The organism is Rhizobium sp. Rhizsp82, from assembly GCF_047325115.1.
Lineage (GTDB): Bacteria > Pseudomonadota > Alphaproteobacteria > Rhizobiales > Rhizobiaceae > Rhizobium.
In genome coordinates, this window is sequence record NZ_CP168570.1 from 945,154 (window position 1) to 959,699 (window position 14,546).

Consider the following 14,546-nt stretch of genomic DNA (forward strand, 5'->3'; position numbering starts at 1 on the left):
ACCGAAGTCAGATCAGATTAGAATGCACGCTGCAGGCGGAAGAAGCCTTCAACGCCATCGACGTCGTTGCCGACGATGTCAGAGTCGCGGTTGACGTAAGTCGCTGCTACCTTAGCCGAGAAGTTGTCGACGATCTGGTAGTCGAGCGTTACGCCAGCGCGCCACTCGTGACCGCCGTCCCAGCCGCCGCCGACGTAGTCGCCAGCAACGCCCGTGCCGGATACGTCCGGATCGATGTTAGCCGTGTACTGAACGCCAGGGGTGATGGTGAACTTGTCGGTTGCCTTAACAGCGTACTGAGCAGCAATCGCCCATTCGCCATTCAGGTAGTAAGCAGACGGGCCAGAAGACCATACGCCTGCCAGGCCGAAGGTGCCCGGACCGACATCAGCGGTGATGCGAGCGCGGATTGCGCCTTCTTCAGCGTCGAAGTCGTAACCACCGATCAACTGGTAGGTGAAGCCACCAACCGTGCCGCCAACAGCAGCGTCAACGCCAACGTTGTTGCCATGTTCCTGGTACGTCGTGCCGCCGAGGGCGTCGATCGTGCCGAATTCAGCGTTGAGACCGGAGTCACCGAGTTCTTCAACAGCGATACCAGCGTAGAAGTCGCCAGACTCATACTGATAACGGATCGAGTTGAACGAGGTGTAGCCAGAGTTGGTTACGTCGAATTCGCCCGAGAAGTCGTCGTCCCACCAGTTGAAGAGCTTACCAACGCGGAGGCCCGCGATGTCGATGTAAGCGGTATCGAGCGAGAAGTCGGTGCCCGTCGTGTCCGAACCACCGCGGTGGTTGGCCTGGTAAACGATTACGCCGGTGAGCGGGCCGTATTCGGTGTCGCTCTTAGCCGTGAACTGAACCTGACCGCGGGTCAGGGCAGACCAGTCTTCCGTGCCGTCTTCGTCGCCGAAGTCAAAATCAACCTGGAAACGAACGTAGCCTTCGATCTTGAGGCAGGTTTCGGTGCCCGGGATGTAGAAGTAGCCAGTGCCGTATGCGTCGCAAACGCGAACGTATTCTACTGCTTCCGGCTCAGCTGCAACGATTGCGTCGGCAGCCTGTGCGCCAGATACTACTGCCAGAGCAGCAGCGGAGCCGAGAAGAAGGCTCTTGATTGTCATTGGTGACCTCCAATTCAAAGTTTCGATCGGGTCTGGGATTTTTCGCCGTTAGAGCAGCGTTCCCTGCCCCATCCCCATGTTTCAAGAAGTCGGACACCGCAGAATGCATAAAGCCCCACGTTTCGCGGGGCTTTATGTGGCAATTATCTCTTTCAGTCAGAAGCGCAGGATGAAAGCCTCACGTGGATACCAATATCCTTTGTACTCACGAAAGCCCCGCCGGCGCTCCGGATATCCGCGGTAACCGTTGTAATAGCCGCGGCGAATTTTCTTTCGCGGTTCAAACCGTTCGTTGTAGTCGCGCCAAGCCGGGCCGCGCAACTTGCCGAGGCCACGGTCTCGCGAGTCCTGAACTTTCAATATCCAAGGGGAACTAACCTGAGAGCGATCAGGAACCGACGTAGCGCTCGCTTGCATCAAACTTCCGCTGACAATCCCCACTGAAAGCAGCACGACAGTCACTAATTTCTTCATCATCTTCAGTCCTTGATTAGCCTTCGTGACGATAACGCTGACAAGCCTCGCGGCGTTCCGGACGTAAACGCATCATTTTGTCGCCAACCGTGCCGCCGGCATGCTGCCGCAGCCTCGCCGAAGTGTGCATTGACGAAGAACGACTAGTGCCAACGAGCGTTCATGCAGAGAAAATCCGTGAGCGCCTCTATGCAAGCGTGCGAGCTGAGGCTAACCCGCGCTTGCTTCCTGCAAAGAAGCGGTTCACTCTGTGATCAAGCTTGGAGGGGTGACTGATGGTAACGCTTGCAGCAATATTCGTAGTGCTCACGCTGGCCGTTGCGGGGTGCTACCTGGCGATAGTCCCGATCGGGAGCGAGCAGCGCTGAGTCGGTCGTCTTTCATGCATGGCTCGTTCCACACACTAGTTGCCTGCGGCAACTTTGAAGCTTTCGAGATAAATATGCGACCTGAATGTCATGGACCGAGCGGAAGCAGGCCTAATTTTTAACGACGACCATGTTGACGATATTGTCATCAACTTGGCCATTCAAGAATAGGACCCGAATGACAATTCGGTCCTTGCCGACATACCCCGGTTTTGAGGTGTAGTAGACAACGGCACTTTTGATCTTCGTCTTGCTGCACTTCGCGTAAGGACCTGTCCCCTTTGCAAAGTCCGGCTCGATCTGGGTGTTAACACTGCCGTGTTTTGGCGCTTCGCGGATTATTACCTTAGGAACCTGGTCGCTCCCACAGTTTGCCGTGACGAGGTTGTTTGATCCCAACCGATATTTTTGTCCGCTGACAGCAGTGCGGGTTACGGTCCGATGGCGGATTCCGTCCGAACTCGCGTAGGCCGAGGTGCCCATCAGTGGCGTCGCGATCAGGACGGCGGCTGCTATTGCAAAAGAGGTTCTCAATCCCGTCTCCACTGGAAAAGCAACTCAACATATGCGCGTATGTTACATCAATATTGGCTAACGGAGAGACTGCGTGAGAAAAACGCTCGTTGCAATAGTGGGTTTTACGATTGTTACCCTATCAAGCTGCAATTCCGTACCGGGAGCTTCTCCTCCTGGCAATCGCAAGACAACAGCGAGCCAGAGTGTGGTGAGCGGCGAACAGATTCGACTTGGGGCTGCATACAGCATTTCACAAAGCTGCACGTCGAATGGCGTGCCCACCACGAAAGTAATTAAAGCTCCCGCTCACGGTCGTGTTGAATTCAAACGAGAGCGAGTTAATCCGCCCGCGACAGGAAATTTCGAAAAGTGCAGCGCGAGGAAAATCGAGAGTTTGGTGGCCTACTATACGGCAGCTTCGGGCTATAGCGGCAAGGACACGATTCTTGTGCGGGTATTGTACGACGACGGTCACTACGTAGAAAACACCATAAACATCACGGTAATAGAATGACATGCTGGGCCAGCGACTGCTGCTTCTACCCCCGCCGAGCCGTAGCGAGCGGCGCTCAGCGCAATCCCAAGAATTAGCTATATCTTATAGGCTGGTATTCGCTATTCGTTTCTTCAATTAGTGGGAGAATTATATGCGGATTTTCAACGTCGCAGCAATCTTGACGGTTATGTTTCCCTTAGGTGCAGAGGCCTGCGATATAGCCTACGCGTCCTGCCGGCATAACGACTCTCGAACCGACACCCATCGCTCCGAGACGCAAAAGCCGAAAGCAGATAAGCCAGCGTTCGGATGGCCTGGCCTGCACATTGAAAATATCGGAGGCATGAACGTCGTAGTCGCCAGTTGGATCAATGGCGGCGTGGGCGTGATTGTAGCCTACGACAAAAACGGGCATCTGAAGGTCCGGGACCGCACTGGACGAATTTTCGTGTTGACCGATCCGACTAAAAGACCCGCTTCTAAGCCCCATGCCAAAATGGCCGTTGTGCGAGCGCTGCAGAGTGCGCCGCCCGTTGGCAGCCCGGCCGTGGCCCAAGGAGCCGAGCAGCCGACTGCATCAGACGCGGCCGGCGGCAATCCCCCGTCGAATGAAACCGATGCCATGGGAACGACGCCTAGCGAGGCGGCCCCCGGGGCGAGCAACACGGCGGGCACTGCGACATCTGGGCAAGGCACAGATACTGGCTCGCCGGAAGCAACAGCCAGCGACCCTTGAATTAACCGAGCATCTACGACGATCAGGGGGACGTCCCGATGAACTCTCAATCAAAGGGGTTCAGCCTCAGAAATACCTTTACTGCAATAGCTGCGGTCGTTGCCCTGGTTTCCAGCAGCAGTGCACGAGAGGACGTCCCTGCTGGGCGTTCGCCGCTGAGGGAGGACAGGCGGTCGCATGAACTCGCGCAGCCCCAGGGGGAGGACCCCTCGTGCAGCCGCTTAGATCGCGCGCTGCAGCGTGGATACAACAGCGGCCGCTACTCAGTTCAAGAATGGGAAGTATGGCCGGATGGACGCACCACCTTGGCATTCGAGCAACGGTCGAATGGCCGTTTCATGTATCTCCTCAATACGGTAATGGGTTGGTCAATCCGCCAACGATGGGAAATGTATACGGTAGAGGATGGGCAACCGGTGTTCACGAATTGCACGGAGGTGGCGGCTGCGACGACGTACCGAGGCGATACAGCTATCTATACCGATGCGGAATGGCAGCGGGGAAGCCTTCGTGCCGTTGCGACAGTGGTCCTTTCCGAACAAGAAGGCCGAATCCTCAGGGTTGATCGCCGCTTCGTCGGACATTCACCTTTTCGGACGGAACGGACGTTTGAGATATGGGAGACCCGCCGCGATTTGATCGCCAAGCCCGACGCGAAGCCAGATCTTCCTTGGTGATTTCATGAAGACACATTCAGCAACTCTTCGGCAGCTTTGTCTTCTCCTATGCGCCTTTGTAGCAGCACAGTTTGCGATCGATTGTGCACGGGCCGCCGACGGCGGGTTGGATGTGACCTGCGCCGCCTTGAATCAGGCCTACGTTAATTCGCGGACGACGCCATACTATTCCAGCGATGCCTATCGTGTTGAGCAAAACGGAACTCGACGGCGCGCATTTGAGGTCCGGGTCGCCTCGGCATCCTCGTACCAGCAAGAGCCGCCAAAGATAGAGTGGTTTGGCATCAGTCGGCCGCCCTCATCTCTGTTGTCTCCCTCTGGCGGTCCAAAATTCACATCGTGCAAGCTCTTGGGTAATCAACTGCTGTCCGTTGGCAATACCGTTCGTTACTCGTTTGAATGGCATGGACAAGGAAGCTCTGCGTCCGGAGAAGCCTGGGTTGAAGCAAAGACCGACCGCATAGTCTATCTACTCCGGCGCTTTCGACCGCAGTCGGACGTCCGTCCGGCAAACATGCTGGAGATTTTTGACTACGATCCGACCCGCGCCATCACGGTCGCGCCAGTAGAGGGGTCAGCCGCCCCGACTCTTCCTGTACCCCGGTGACCAGCATTACTTCGCTGACAGCTCGCTCCCGTCGTTCGACGCGGATGCAACCGCACTACTCACCAGCCGAGTGATTGAGTTCCTCAATCGCGCTTGATCAGAGCCCGCACCTACTGCTCCCGAAATAGCTGTCATGTGCAGCGGCCTCCGCACGTCCGAAGGGATACGAAAATGTTCAGCCGTTTCACGGGAATAGAATCGGCATCTTACCAGCAGGGTGGTTGTCCTTGTTTGGAAACGGAACGCTCATTCGCGAGCGTTCCGCCTGACTTGACCGGCTTAAGAGTCATTCTCAAACGCTTTGCAAGTAAGAGAGCGGCCTGGAAGCTGCGAAGCAGTCGGCCATTTTGAGTGTCGCGAGGCAAGCGCCACAAAATCTTCCGTGGGCTGGACCACAGCCGCCATCCCGGCGTTCTTGCCTTTCGATGAGCCCTTGAAAACGCTCTATCCGCCTGCCAGGTCAATGCTTACGCCGCGGGAGTTATCCCGGACGAGTGATAGGTACCTCCCTTGACCATGAGTGCCCACAGGATTCGAGAGATTTTATTTGCTAGGGCGACCGCAGCGACCTTGAAAGGTCGACGCTTTCTCAGACGGAATATCCAAGTTTGGCTGTCTTTTGCTCGACGAAGCACCGACATGGCTCCGATTATTAGCAATGCCCGCAGTTGCCGATTACCACGTTTTGACATGTGGCCGAGGAACTCCTTGCCTCCGCTGGAGTGGGATCGGGGTGTCAGGCCGACCCATGAGGCAAAGTGTCTGGCAGATTTGAAACTGCTGGCATCCGTTACGAAGGCGCGAACGGCAACCGAGATGATTGGCCCGACTCCAGGCACAGTGGTCAGCCTCTTCAATTCCTCATCTTCCTTCACCTGTGCTTGGATCTCACCCTCAATTTTCTCGATTTGCAGGTTGATATAGTCGAGCTGCTCTCTGATGAGGTTGAGCGCAAATTTGGCCCCATGGGGAAGCTTTCTTCCGGACTCGCTCTCCATCAAGGCCTTGAGGGCCTTCAGGTTGGCGCGACCCCTGGCGGCAACGAAACCAAGTTCAGCAAAGTGCGAGCGCAACGCGTTTACTGCCTTTACGCGTTGCCGAATGAACATCGCGCGCGTTCGGAACAACATAATCGTAGCTTGTTGCTCTACCGTCTTTACCGGAACAAACCACATTCTCTTCGATAGCAGGGCTTCGTTTATCGCCTCTGCGTCGTTGGCGTCAGTTTTATCCCTCTTAACGAAGGGCCTGACGTATGCAGGGTGAAGCAGGCGAACATCATGTCCGAGCCTGCTAAGGTGGCGCGCCCAGTGATGTGAGCTACTACAAGCTTCCATTCCGACCTTGCACTGGGGCATCCTTTCAAAAAAAGGCAACACCTCTGAACGCGTCAGTTTTCTGTTGAAGATCTGGTTTCCCTCGACATCTGCTCCGAAGGCCTGAAAGACGTCCTTTGCGATGTCTAGTCCTATGGTTGCAACAGCCTGTTTCATTGCCGCTCCTCCTTATGTGAGCGCGCAAACTCTACTACCCCTACAAAGCCCGGAAAATGGGAAGCCCTCGTATCGAGCAAGCTCATTGGCCGCAGCGGCCTCCTCAAGTTGCTGTGGATCTCGGGGACGGAAAGCGGGGATTCCTTGGATTGCCGCCGTGTCGCCACCTTCTGACCATGCCTGCGAGTTGGTGTGACGCGGTCGAAGGGAGGGCAGTCCTATGCCTAGCAAGACAGAGAAGCCACCACCTATCCCGCCAGAATTGGCCGGCGAAGAAGTGAACAAGTATGGCGTTCCGCTCAGCATGTGGGAAACGTTCAACTCGGCTCAGAAGAACTACTGCTACAACAAGCTATCCCGGAAGAAGTGCTCGAAGGCCGCTTGGAAAAGGGTCTCCCCAGAGCGAAAGGCCCGGATACTCGCTAAAGCTCGCCAATGGCGCCAAGACAATCTTGAGAAGAGGCGGATCAAGGAACGCGAGTACAAACTCGCCAGTGGCCGCAACTCTTGGGCCAATATGTCGCCCGAGCAAAAGGCTCGAGCCTATGAGCTTGCCAAGGCGCGCCGTCGTGCGAACATTGAGGAAGAGCGCCGGAAGGAGAGAGAGTATTACGCCGCCAACGTCGAGAGGGTGCGCGTTGTGTGGCAAAGATCATACTGGCGGAACCACGATAAGCAGCTCGAAAGACTGCGTCGGCGCTCGGCGCGGCGGCGCTCGCAAAAAGAGATTACGCTCTCCCCGGGCGCCGTGTTCCGCACAATAGACAAGGCCGTCTCGAAAGCGCTGCCTCGTTTTGTCCGCGACGACGTTATCGCAGCTATGTGTTTAGCGTGCTGGAAGGAAACCTGTTCGTCGAGAACATCAATAAGGAGGCCAGGAAATTCGTCACGTCCTATAACCGCGAGTACGACCACTTCAAGACAATGTCGTTGGATGCGCCAATCAATGGCTGCGACGGGATGACGTTCATGGACAGGCTCGCCGACCCCGCGCAATCGGAGTTAACCGACTGTTAACCGCATGTTGCCATCCTGCGCCTGCATTCCCCCATGAGTGCAGCTCTTTGCTCGGCGCGTGTCTCCCCAAGTGGCACGCGCCTTTTTCTTTTCCCGCTTCATTTCGGAACAACTGCGCCCGCCATCGGTTCATTGATTGCAGCGTTCCATCATGCGCGCTGCTCCCATGGGCCTCGGCGCTTCCCCCAGTTAGCTGCCGGGGCCTGTTCGCGAACACAACACCTCTGGACCGCTTCAGGAAATCTGGTCATGCTCTCGCGAACAATTGGGGGCATTATGACCTGTCTTTCAAAACTGAAATCGAAGATCAAAGATCCGAAGCCAAATTACGACTATGAGACTGACGCCACTAACCTTCCGGCGATGCAACCGTACGCTCACAAGTTTTGGGAGTCAGCCAATCAGGTCGTTGCCCTGATTTATGCCGCCGCCTTCGGCGTCTATCTGGCTCTCAGTCAGGGGGAGAAGGCACTTGCCGCAGCAAGAGAGCACGTCACCGGTCTTTGCTTTTTAGCAATTGCCGGGAACGCTGGCCTTGTCGTCCTACTCGTGCGGATGGCCGTGCATGAGTACAGGTTCACCCGAAAGTACTCGAACGATCCCGTCCTGATTGACGGTGTTTGGTCGGCCATGCACATGCGAATAGCTTTGGTTCTAATAAACCTTGGGATCTATTTATACGTCATATTGTGGGTGATTGCGTCCGCTGGTTGATCGCCTTCGCCATCTCCCCGTCGACGATGGCCTCGCCGGTCTGCAGCAGCCATCGGGACAGGTAGAGCATCCGGCGCGCGGCGCGCAGGCGGATAATACTCCAGATCATGCGCCAATCCCTCCACCAACCTTTGGCAGCCGAGGCTCGCGCTCGTCGATGTCCTCAATCTCGTCGTCTTCGAAATCCGCGTCGCCGTCCAGCAGGTCGAGTAGTTCGATCATCTCTTCGATCCGGCGCTCAAGCTCGCAGCGGCGGAAGCGGTAAATGGCGGGGCTCTTCATGAGCGCGCCCTCGACGGCTTCATCGCAACCACGATGAAGTGAAGTTCATGCTCAGCCTGAATGCGCCAGTCGCCGCCGTGCACCTCCCTCATGAGGTCGGCAAGATGCGCGGCCACTGCATCAATCTGCACTCGCCGCAGGTCCGCGTTTGTTGCCGCTTGGACAATCATCGGGTGGAGCTTGGTAGCTGGCTTTGTCATTCGCTGTCGCCCTCCATCTTCTCCTCCAGGTCGGCATGGATGCTCGCGAGCTTCTCATGGAGCTCCATGGCGACAGCGCCGAGAGCTTCACCGCCCGATTTGGTAACGAAGCCGATGTTGCCGGACGCCATGATGAGAGCGCGGTTCAGAGCAATGGCTGTATCGAGCGTGTCGACGACATCGAGAAGCCAGCGATATTCGGGAGAGGCGCCGGTCATGCTGCGGCTCCTTCCAGGTAGCCGAGTGCAGCTTTCATCATCGCGTCGCCGGCATCGCTGTTATAGACGCCGCCATCATCCGTCAGTGCGATCTGCAGAGCGGCAATTGCCGCCTCGCGAGTTTCCGCGGGCTTCGACCAGTTCTTCAGAACGTCAAGCTTCGGACCATAGGAAACGCTGCTGTAGGCATTCGCGCCAGCGTCGTCGCGGGGGGCGTTCTTGTTGAAATCCTCTAGGCTGGCCTGATAGTCGCGGATCGCCTGAAGAAGGCTGCTCGTCTCACGCTCGGCGGCGCGGCGATCAAAGTAATCCGAGTTGATCGGCTCCCACATCTCGCGGATCTTCCCAACCATCTCTTCGCAATGGAACGCAGCGAAGACGAGGTTTTCGCGTTGATCAGGCGTGAAGTGATAGAGGTCATGTCTATCCGGCCACTTGCAGCGGTTTCCACCTACCATCACTTCCACCATGTCCGAGAGGATCGACGCCATGCGCCGAGCGTTTTCGATGGGGTCTTCCAAGTCGGCAATATCAAGCTTTCGCGCGGGCATAGCTCCGCCGACCGAATGAATCCGGTTTGTCATTTCCAGTCTCCTCAAAGGGTGTGGGTTATTGGCGGCTCGATGAGGCGGCAAACCTCTCAAGCGATGAGATTTCGGCAAGCACTGCGAGGCGATCGGCGCGACCAGCAACCCGCCAGCCGCGGGCGTCATCCCGCATCAGTTCGGTAGTCAGCTTCTGCACCCGATCGGCGGCGCGCTGCTGGACGGTCTTGCGGGCTTCGGCAATCTCAAATTTCGCCGTCATCCATGCGGACTTCAGGGCGCGAGAGAAAGCCTTGCGGCGGGCCTCAGCGTTGACAGGGCGAGCGAGTGCGGTATCGCGGCGGTAGATCTTCCAAGCTAAGCCCATGATGAGGGCCAGGTCGAATTTGGGCATACCTTCGGCGGCGGCCGGAATCGATGTGATCGACATTTGGTTAATCCCTATTGCGAGTTTCTATGTGCATATTAACTACAGTAGTTAACTACGTCAATAGGTATTGCTATTTTTATTGCCATAGAAATGCACAGGCTATATAACGCCTGCAATCACAGGAGATTTCCATGGGTAGACCCCCGGTGCCTACGCACCTAAAGCGCGACAAGCGTCTCGTCGTCATGTTGACTGAAGCTGAAACCGATACGCTTGCCGCCGCAGCAAAGGCTGCCGGGTCGGCGAGCCTGAGCGATTGGGTCAGAGACCTACTTTTCGAAGAAGCGAAGCGCCTCGGGTCCTGATTGGCAATCTGGTCTCTTGCATCGCCCCAATGCATCCTTGTTCAAACGTCGTTTGCGGGAGACAGGAATGCGGAGGAAGTCGAAAGGCAGGACCAAGGAACAGCAGAAGGCATATCGCGAGGAGCAGAAGCGTCTGAAGCGCCCAAGCCGCGACGACGTCGCCAGGGTGGCGCTGCGATGGCTAATTGTCTCTGCCTTCCAGCGCGGGCCACGATTCTTAGATGCCGCCGAGGAGGCGATCCTTTTCGAGCTGACGGAATTTGGTTTCGACCCAGCACAAGCTGCGGGGGCGATCGAGGACCTGGTTGAAAAATACACGAGGGGACGGTGGAATTTCCAGCGGAAGCATCATTTACTGGTAGACCGTGAGGAGATCATTCCCCCCGTTACTTCCTAAAACGCCGTTTGGATCGGAATCGCGGCTCACACACCGGGAAAGCCTAGATCTTGCGGGCCGCCGCCGCCTCCAGGTCCTCGATCCTCTTCAGCAATTCTTCAGTCTCAAGAGCTTTGCGATGCGCTTCGATGATTGCGACGACATTCTGCGCTTCAGACGGGGCAATCTCGCTGTTGCTGACAGCCTTCAGGATCGCGGCGATGGCCGCTGGCATGTCATTCGCGCCGTCGATCTTCGGAAGCGAGAACGAAATGCATCGAGGGATCGGCGCCGGCCGCGGATGAAGGAAGGCTGCAGCTTTCTCGGCTGCCCAGTCCCTGCGCTTTTGGTCTGCCTGATCGTCCATCATGACCTCCAAAAGGTAGGCGAGCGGAGATTTGCCCTGTCCGAGAATGTCTGCAGCCAATTCCGCCGTTCGCTGGTTGAGCGTTCCCGGTTTGCGGCCAGCACCTGGCCTCGATCCACCAATTTTCGCCATTCGTCTGATTTTTCCTGATTGTATTCAGCGGCGCAGCTGCGGCTTTGCATAGAGAAGAACGGGCGGCCTCGATGCCGGGATGGGCTGCCCGGATCGGTCCTCATAGATCGTTCGGAACACGACTAAATCGTCCTGCGGCGTGAGCCTGATGCCGTGCTCGCTCAGGACGATATCGATCGCATCATCCCCGTGCCCGTGCCCAGTGCTCACGACGATTACCCTTGCTTCGCCGTGGGCCTCTTCGAGCTTCTTGAGTCTGTGTCGAAGTGCAGACATTGCCTTCCCTCAGTTAAATGTTGCCGGCGCGGGCAGGGCGATAGAGCCGTCCATGCCTCTCAGGGCGGTCTCGATACGCCGGATATACAGGAAGGCCTGACAGACGCCGGCACCTACGTCCGTGTTTCGAAGCGCTCGTTCCTCGACTGCTGCGCCGAGCAAGCGGCCAATTAGGCCGGTCAGCGCTGCTGCGTCGTCGATCGTCCTGATGTCTGCGATATCGATCAGAGCAAGCGCATGCTCGACGTCGGAAAACACGTCTTCACCCGCAGCTGCTTGGAGCTTCAGCGCATCTATGGATTCCACGAGATCCGAGAGAGATTGAATTTCAGCGTGACCTGTGCGCATCTTAGGCATTCCCTATTTGGACCTGCTTCATGCTTTACCGCGCCATCCAAGTGATCTGCATTCTACTGCTGGCGGGCATTGCCTATGCCTTCAACATGGGGGTCGAGGGCGTCGGTGGCTTACTGGGCGGAACCTTCCATGCCGGCGTTCTAGTTGGCGCCGGCGCTGTGTTGTTGGTCTACGCCCTCATTATGTGGATAGACCCTTCATCGCGCCCCAGAGGTTCCTTCGGCGGCCAGCAGGGCCCGGACGACCGGACTTATTAGGCGATCAGCCTGGCTTTCACGCGATCCAGCGATGAGCGCCTTGATAATCGCAGCGTTAGGCCTTCCAACCAGCACATTAGCGAGGCCGTCGCGGGTTGCCTCACCTCTGTTGGGTATGATTGCGCGAAGCAAGTCGTCAGCCTTGTCGAGTGCAATCGATCGCACGGCGCCCATCGTGCCACCGGCTTTCCAAGACTCTTTCAGCCCGAAACCATCCGTTCCGCCACCAAGCTCGCGTTCGGCGGCCTGGCGGGCAAACGTTTCGCTGTTGCCGGTAACTGTCTTTGCAGTGTTGGCGAATGCCGTCTCGTTCTCCAGCACGCGAAAGAGGCGATCGGCTCGCTCTTGCCCGAATAGGGTCGCAAGCCGGTCCCGGTTCCAGTCGCCGGAGGACTTGATTTCCCGGTTCAAGGCCGCGATGTCGTTCGCATTGTTGCCGAGAATACGGTCCAGCTCAGCGCGCGCACCCTGAGATAGGCGGAGCGGGACAGCCGAAGGTCCGACCATCTCCCCCTGCGGCTGGACGCCTCGTTCAACCTCGTCGACAAGCTCCGAAGGCCGCGGAGACGTTCGCTTGCCGTCGAGGACCGTCTGCCCACGCTGCAGCGCCTCGCTCTGCCTCGCCAGCTCTGCAAAGCGGGCATCCACCTCCTTCAGGCCGGGAACGCTGTTTGCTAGCACCTCATCAACGCTCTGGCGGGCCATGGTGAGGGCTCGGAGTGCGTTCGGGTCCGTTTCCGCTGCTCGCATGCCGTCGAGCGCTTGGCGCGTCTGGAAGAGCGTCTGAGGGTTCGGATCGAGAGTATCCGTGCCGGTGATGTTTAACATTTCTCGAGCCCGCTGAACGGCACGCTGCGCAGGACCGCGAAGATTGACCGCCTGAGCTTCCAGTGCCTCGGCAACTGGCGCGGTATCGACAGCTCGGGCATTGCTGAAGACGTTCGCGTATTCCTGCCCAAGGGCCTCCTGGTTAGCCCGAATGCCGGCGGTGACTTCAGAAGGGACAACGGCGGGACCGAAGCTCTCATCCACGGCAGCGCCGATGCGAGCGTTAGCGCCCGCCGAGCGGCCCAGCAGCGCGTTTCGGACAATCTCCTGTCCACGGCCGGGAGCCCCAGCCAATGCGCCCGCCTGCTTCTGAAGGTTAGGCCCAAGATCGGCGAGCATGGCGTCCGGCCCCATCTCTGCCAGTCGCGATTCCAGCGTGGCCGGATCGATATCATCCGCCCTCACGGCGCGGCGCAGGAAAGTGAAGGCCTTTGGATCGATACCGGCGCCGCGAGCTGCAAAGCGTGCGCGCCCTACGTCGATCAGCGATTTGACGCCCTTGCCGATGAGTTGACCTGCCACGGGGCCAATAAGGCCGGTACCGCCGCCCCATACCGCGCCAGAGACGGCTGCGTCCGTATCGCCTCCCGATCGAACAGCCGCATCTGTCGCACCGAGTCCCGCACCTGTCGCTGTCGAGGCCAACCCCCGCGCGGCAAGCGATCCACCGCCAGCGCCAAACATCCCCGGAGCAGCCATCACCATAGGAATGGTACCGCCGACAGCGCCTGCGACCTCGCCAGCGGTGTGGATGGCCGGATGCGCTTCAGCAGCGTCCGCCGTCATGTTCTGGGCACGCTCAAGATTTGACGAATACGTGTCGCCGTTGATAAGTGTGCCGATCCCTGCGGCAGCGCGTTCCGTTCCGCCTTTCAGGATTGGGCCGACCACCGGGATGCCGTCGAGGGTTCCCGACAGCGCGGCGCCAACCGCGCCGTTGACGCCTTCCTGCTGCTGCTTGTCGATCAGCCTCTGGCTTTCCTCGAACGAAGGGTGAGATTTAGGGGGCGTATTGCCATTGACGATTGGCGCGTCTCTCCACCACTCTCCCTCTACGATCGGTGCGTCCTTCCACCAATCTTCGCCGGACAGCAATGGCTCTAGCGCTTGGGCGGCGGGGCCGTCGCCGCCAGTCGAGGCATCTGACACCTTCTTTCGAGCGTTCTGCAGGGCTAAGACCTGCTGAGCATCGAGGCCGGTACTCGCCATCGATGATTTCAGGCTCAAGGCCGCCGTCTTCGCGGACTCGTCGTCCGGTGCCTCCATCTCGTATTTCTGGCCGTCGATATCGATCTGATACCGGTTCGGCGCTGTTCGGTTAGGCAGACCCTGCCGGCGGTTAAGTTCCGCGCGCGCCTGGCGTCGATAAAGCTCCTGCTTTGCTGCCGTGATAAGATCGGTGTCTGCCATCAGTAGAGGCCCCCATTGTTGCCGCCGGAAAACAGGTTTTGCATGGCGGTGATGAAGTCGGGCTGCGCGCCCCCGGGCGCTGATGGGAACATCGCGTTCTGACGCTGCTGGCGAAGCTCAAGGCCATCGCCGATTGCAGCTAGCCCGGCACCAATGGTCATAGGCGCAGGTCCGCTGAGCGCCTGAGCAACAGCGCGCCTCTTGCGCAATGCAGCCTGTCCCGGCGTTTCGTCCGTCGGGATGTTGAACATACCCATGTCGTTATCCTGCGCCTGCTGCTGACGGACCGGCGCAGGCGGGAACATGATGCCAGCGTCATTTTGGGGTCGAAGGAATGGCAT

Annotated in this window: 22 protein-coding genes and 1 pseudogene; 8 read left to right on the top strand and 15 right to left on the bottom strand. The window is 58.0% G+C overall.

The annotated features are described in order from the left end of the window. Nucleotides 1-17: 17 nt before the first annotated feature. From ACEN84_RS09215 to ACEN84_RS09225, 3 genes are all read right to left on the bottom strand, one after another. Nucleotides 18-1,124 carry a porin gene (locus ACEN84_RS09215; RefSeq protein ID WP_413709157.1) on the bottom strand — a complete coding sequence of 369 codons (1,107 nt, stop codon included), beginning with the start codon at nucleotides 1,122-1,124 and terminating at the stop codon, nucleotides 18-20. Between the two features lie 156 nt (nucleotides 1,125-1,280). Continuing rightward, nucleotides 1,281-1,601 carry a hypothetical protein gene (locus ACEN84_RS09220; RefSeq protein ID WP_413710645.1) on the bottom strand — a complete coding sequence of 107 codons (321 nt, stop codon included), beginning with the start codon at nucleotides 1,599-1,601 and terminating at the stop codon, nucleotides 1,281-1,283. 476 nt (nucleotides 1,602-2,077) lie between these two features. Then, nucleotides 2,078-2,500 (bottom strand): hypothetical protein, encoded by a 423-nt coding sequence (locus ACEN84_RS09225; protein WP_413710646.1) that lies wholly within the window; start codon nucleotides 2,498-2,500, stop codon nucleotides 2,078-2,080. Between the two features lie 73 nt (nucleotides 2,501-2,573). Between ACEN84_RS09225 and ACEN84_RS09230 the strand changes: the two genes are divergently transcribed. The 4 genes and pseudogenes from ACEN84_RS09230 to ACEN84_RS09245 form a co-directional block, all read left to right on the top strand. Then, nucleotides 2,574-2,996, top strand: coding sequence for a hypothetical protein (locus ACEN84_RS09230; RefSeq protein WP_413710647.1), 423 nt, complete (start codon nucleotides 2,574-2,576; stop codon nucleotides 2,994-2,996). Nucleotides 2,997-3,129: 133 nt separating this feature from the next. After that, nucleotides 3,130-3,714, top strand: coding sequence for a hypothetical protein (locus ACEN84_RS09235; protein WP_413710648.1), 585 nt, complete (start codon nucleotides 3,130-3,132; stop codon nucleotides 3,712-3,714). 38 nt (nucleotides 3,715-3,752) lie between these two features. Beyond that, entirely contained in the window at nucleotides 3,753-4,391 is a 639-nt protein-coding gene (locus tag ACEN84_RS09240; RefSeq protein ID WP_413710649.1) for a hypothetical protein, read from the top strand. A gap of 587 nt (nucleotides 4,392-4,978) precedes the next feature. Continuing rightward, nucleotides 4,979-5,095 (top strand): annotated as a pseudogene (locus ACEN84_RS09245) (dienelactone hydrolase); the annotation flags it as partial. A 370-nt stretch (nucleotides 5,096-5,465) separates the two neighbouring features. Here the strand turns inward: ACEN84_RS09245 and ACEN84_RS09250 are convergent. Beyond that, nucleotides 5,466-6,491 (bottom strand): IS110 family transposase, encoded by a 1,026-nt coding sequence (locus ACEN84_RS09250; protein WP_413710650.1) that lies wholly within the window; start codon nucleotides 6,489-6,491, stop codon nucleotides 5,466-5,468. A gap of 220 nt (nucleotides 6,492-6,711) precedes the next feature. Here ACEN84_RS09250 and ACEN84_RS09255 point away from each other — a divergent pair, with 220 nt between their 5' ends. Continuing rightward, nucleotides 6,712-7,455, top strand: a complete 744-nt coding sequence (locus tag ACEN84_RS09255; RefSeq protein WP_413710651.1) for a hypothetical protein — start codon at nucleotides 6,712-6,714, stop codon at nucleotides 7,453-7,455. 86 nt (nucleotides 7,456-7,541) lie between these two features. Then, entirely contained in the window at nucleotides 7,542-8,222 is a 681-nt protein-coding gene (locus tag ACEN84_RS09260) for a hypothetical protein (RefSeq protein WP_413710652.1), read from the top strand. Here the strand turns inward: ACEN84_RS09260 and ACEN84_RS09265 are convergent. From ACEN84_RS09265 to ACEN84_RS09290, 6 genes are read right to left on the bottom strand one after another with little or no spacing between them, the layout of a single operon-like run. After that, on the bottom strand, nucleotides 8,191-8,331 hold the full coding sequence (locus ACEN84_RS09265; RefSeq protein ID WP_413710653.1) for a hypothetical protein: 141 nt from the start codon (nucleotides 8,329-8,331) through the stop codon (nucleotides 8,191-8,193). The genes ACEN84_RS09260 and ACEN84_RS09265 overlap by 32 nt on opposite strands. Beyond that, nucleotides 8,328-8,504: a hypothetical protein gene (locus ACEN84_RS09270; protein ID WP_413710654.1), complete on the bottom strand. Its 177-nt coding sequence runs from the start codon at nucleotides 8,502-8,504 to the stop codon at nucleotides 8,328-8,330. The genes ACEN84_RS09265 and ACEN84_RS09270 overlap by 4 nt, the downstream gene beginning before the upstream one ends. Continuing rightward, nucleotides 8,501-8,704: a hypothetical protein gene (locus ACEN84_RS09275; RefSeq protein ID WP_413710655.1), complete on the bottom strand. Its 204-nt coding sequence runs from the start codon at nucleotides 8,702-8,704 to the stop codon at nucleotides 8,501-8,503. The genes ACEN84_RS09270 and ACEN84_RS09275 overlap by 4 nt, the downstream gene beginning before the upstream one ends. Then, entirely contained in the window at nucleotides 8,701-8,922 is a 222-nt protein-coding gene (locus ACEN84_RS09280; RefSeq protein ID WP_413710656.1) for a hypothetical protein, read from the bottom strand. Before ACEN84_RS09280 ends, ACEN84_RS09275 begins: the two co-directional genes overlap by 4 nt. Beyond that, nucleotides 8,919-9,506, bottom strand: coding sequence for a hypothetical protein (locus tag ACEN84_RS09285; RefSeq protein WP_413710657.1), 588 nt, complete (start codon nucleotides 9,504-9,506; stop codon nucleotides 8,919-8,921). Before ACEN84_RS09285 ends, ACEN84_RS09280 begins: the two co-directional genes overlap by 4 nt. Before the next feature lie 25 nt (nucleotides 9,507-9,531). Then, nucleotides 9,532-9,897 carry a hypothetical protein gene (locus tag ACEN84_RS09290; protein WP_413710658.1) on the bottom strand — a complete coding sequence of 122 codons (366 nt, stop codon included), beginning with the start codon at nucleotides 9,895-9,897 and terminating at the stop codon, nucleotides 9,532-9,534. Between the two features lie 131 nt (nucleotides 9,898-10,028). Here ACEN84_RS09290 and ACEN84_RS09295 point away from each other — a divergent pair, with 131 nt between their 5' ends. Continuing rightward, entirely contained in the window at nucleotides 10,029-10,202 is a 174-nt protein-coding gene (locus ACEN84_RS09295) for a hypothetical protein (RefSeq protein ID WP_413710659.1), read from the top strand. 67 nt (nucleotides 10,203-10,269) lie between these two features. Next, nucleotides 10,270-10,599, top strand: coding sequence for a hypothetical protein (locus ACEN84_RS09300; protein WP_413710660.1), 330 nt, complete (start codon nucleotides 10,270-10,272; stop codon nucleotides 10,597-10,599). Between the two features lie 43 nt (nucleotides 10,600-10,642). On the opposite strand, the gene ACEN84_RS09305 is transcribed toward ACEN84_RS09300, so the two are convergent. The 5 genes from ACEN84_RS09305 to ACEN84_RS09325 all read right to left on the bottom strand — a co-directional run bounded on the left by ACEN84_RS09305 (nucleotide 10,643) and on the right by ACEN84_RS09325 (nucleotide 14,546). After that, nucleotides 10,643-11,077, bottom strand: coding sequence for a hypothetical protein (locus tag ACEN84_RS09305; protein ID WP_413710661.1), 435 nt, complete (start codon nucleotides 11,075-11,077; stop codon nucleotides 10,643-10,645). Between the two features lie 24 nt (nucleotides 11,078-11,101). Beyond that, nucleotides 11,102-11,287 (bottom strand): hypothetical protein, encoded by a 186-nt coding sequence (locus tag ACEN84_RS09310; RefSeq protein WP_413710662.1) that lies wholly within the window; start codon nucleotides 11,285-11,287, stop codon nucleotides 11,102-11,104. A gap of 75 nt (nucleotides 11,288-11,362) precedes the next feature. Further along, the gene (locus ACEN84_RS09315; RefSeq protein ID WP_413710663.1) at nucleotides 11,363-11,701 is read right to left on the bottom strand and encodes a hypothetical protein; all 339 of its coding nucleotides are present in this window, start codon (nucleotides 11,699-11,701) and stop codon (nucleotides 11,363-11,365) included. Between the two features lie 206 nt (nucleotides 11,702-11,907). Further along, nucleotides 11,908-14,205, bottom strand: coding sequence for a hypothetical protein (locus ACEN84_RS09320; RefSeq protein WP_413710664.1), 2,298 nt, complete (start codon nucleotides 14,203-14,205; stop codon nucleotides 11,908-11,910). After that, nucleotides 14,205-14,546 carry a hypothetical protein gene (locus ACEN84_RS09325; protein ID WP_413710665.1) on the bottom strand — a complete coding sequence of 114 codons (342 nt, stop codon included), beginning with the start codon at nucleotides 14,544-14,546 and terminating at the stop codon, nucleotides 14,205-14,207. Before ACEN84_RS09325 ends, ACEN84_RS09320 begins: the two co-directional genes overlap by 1 nt.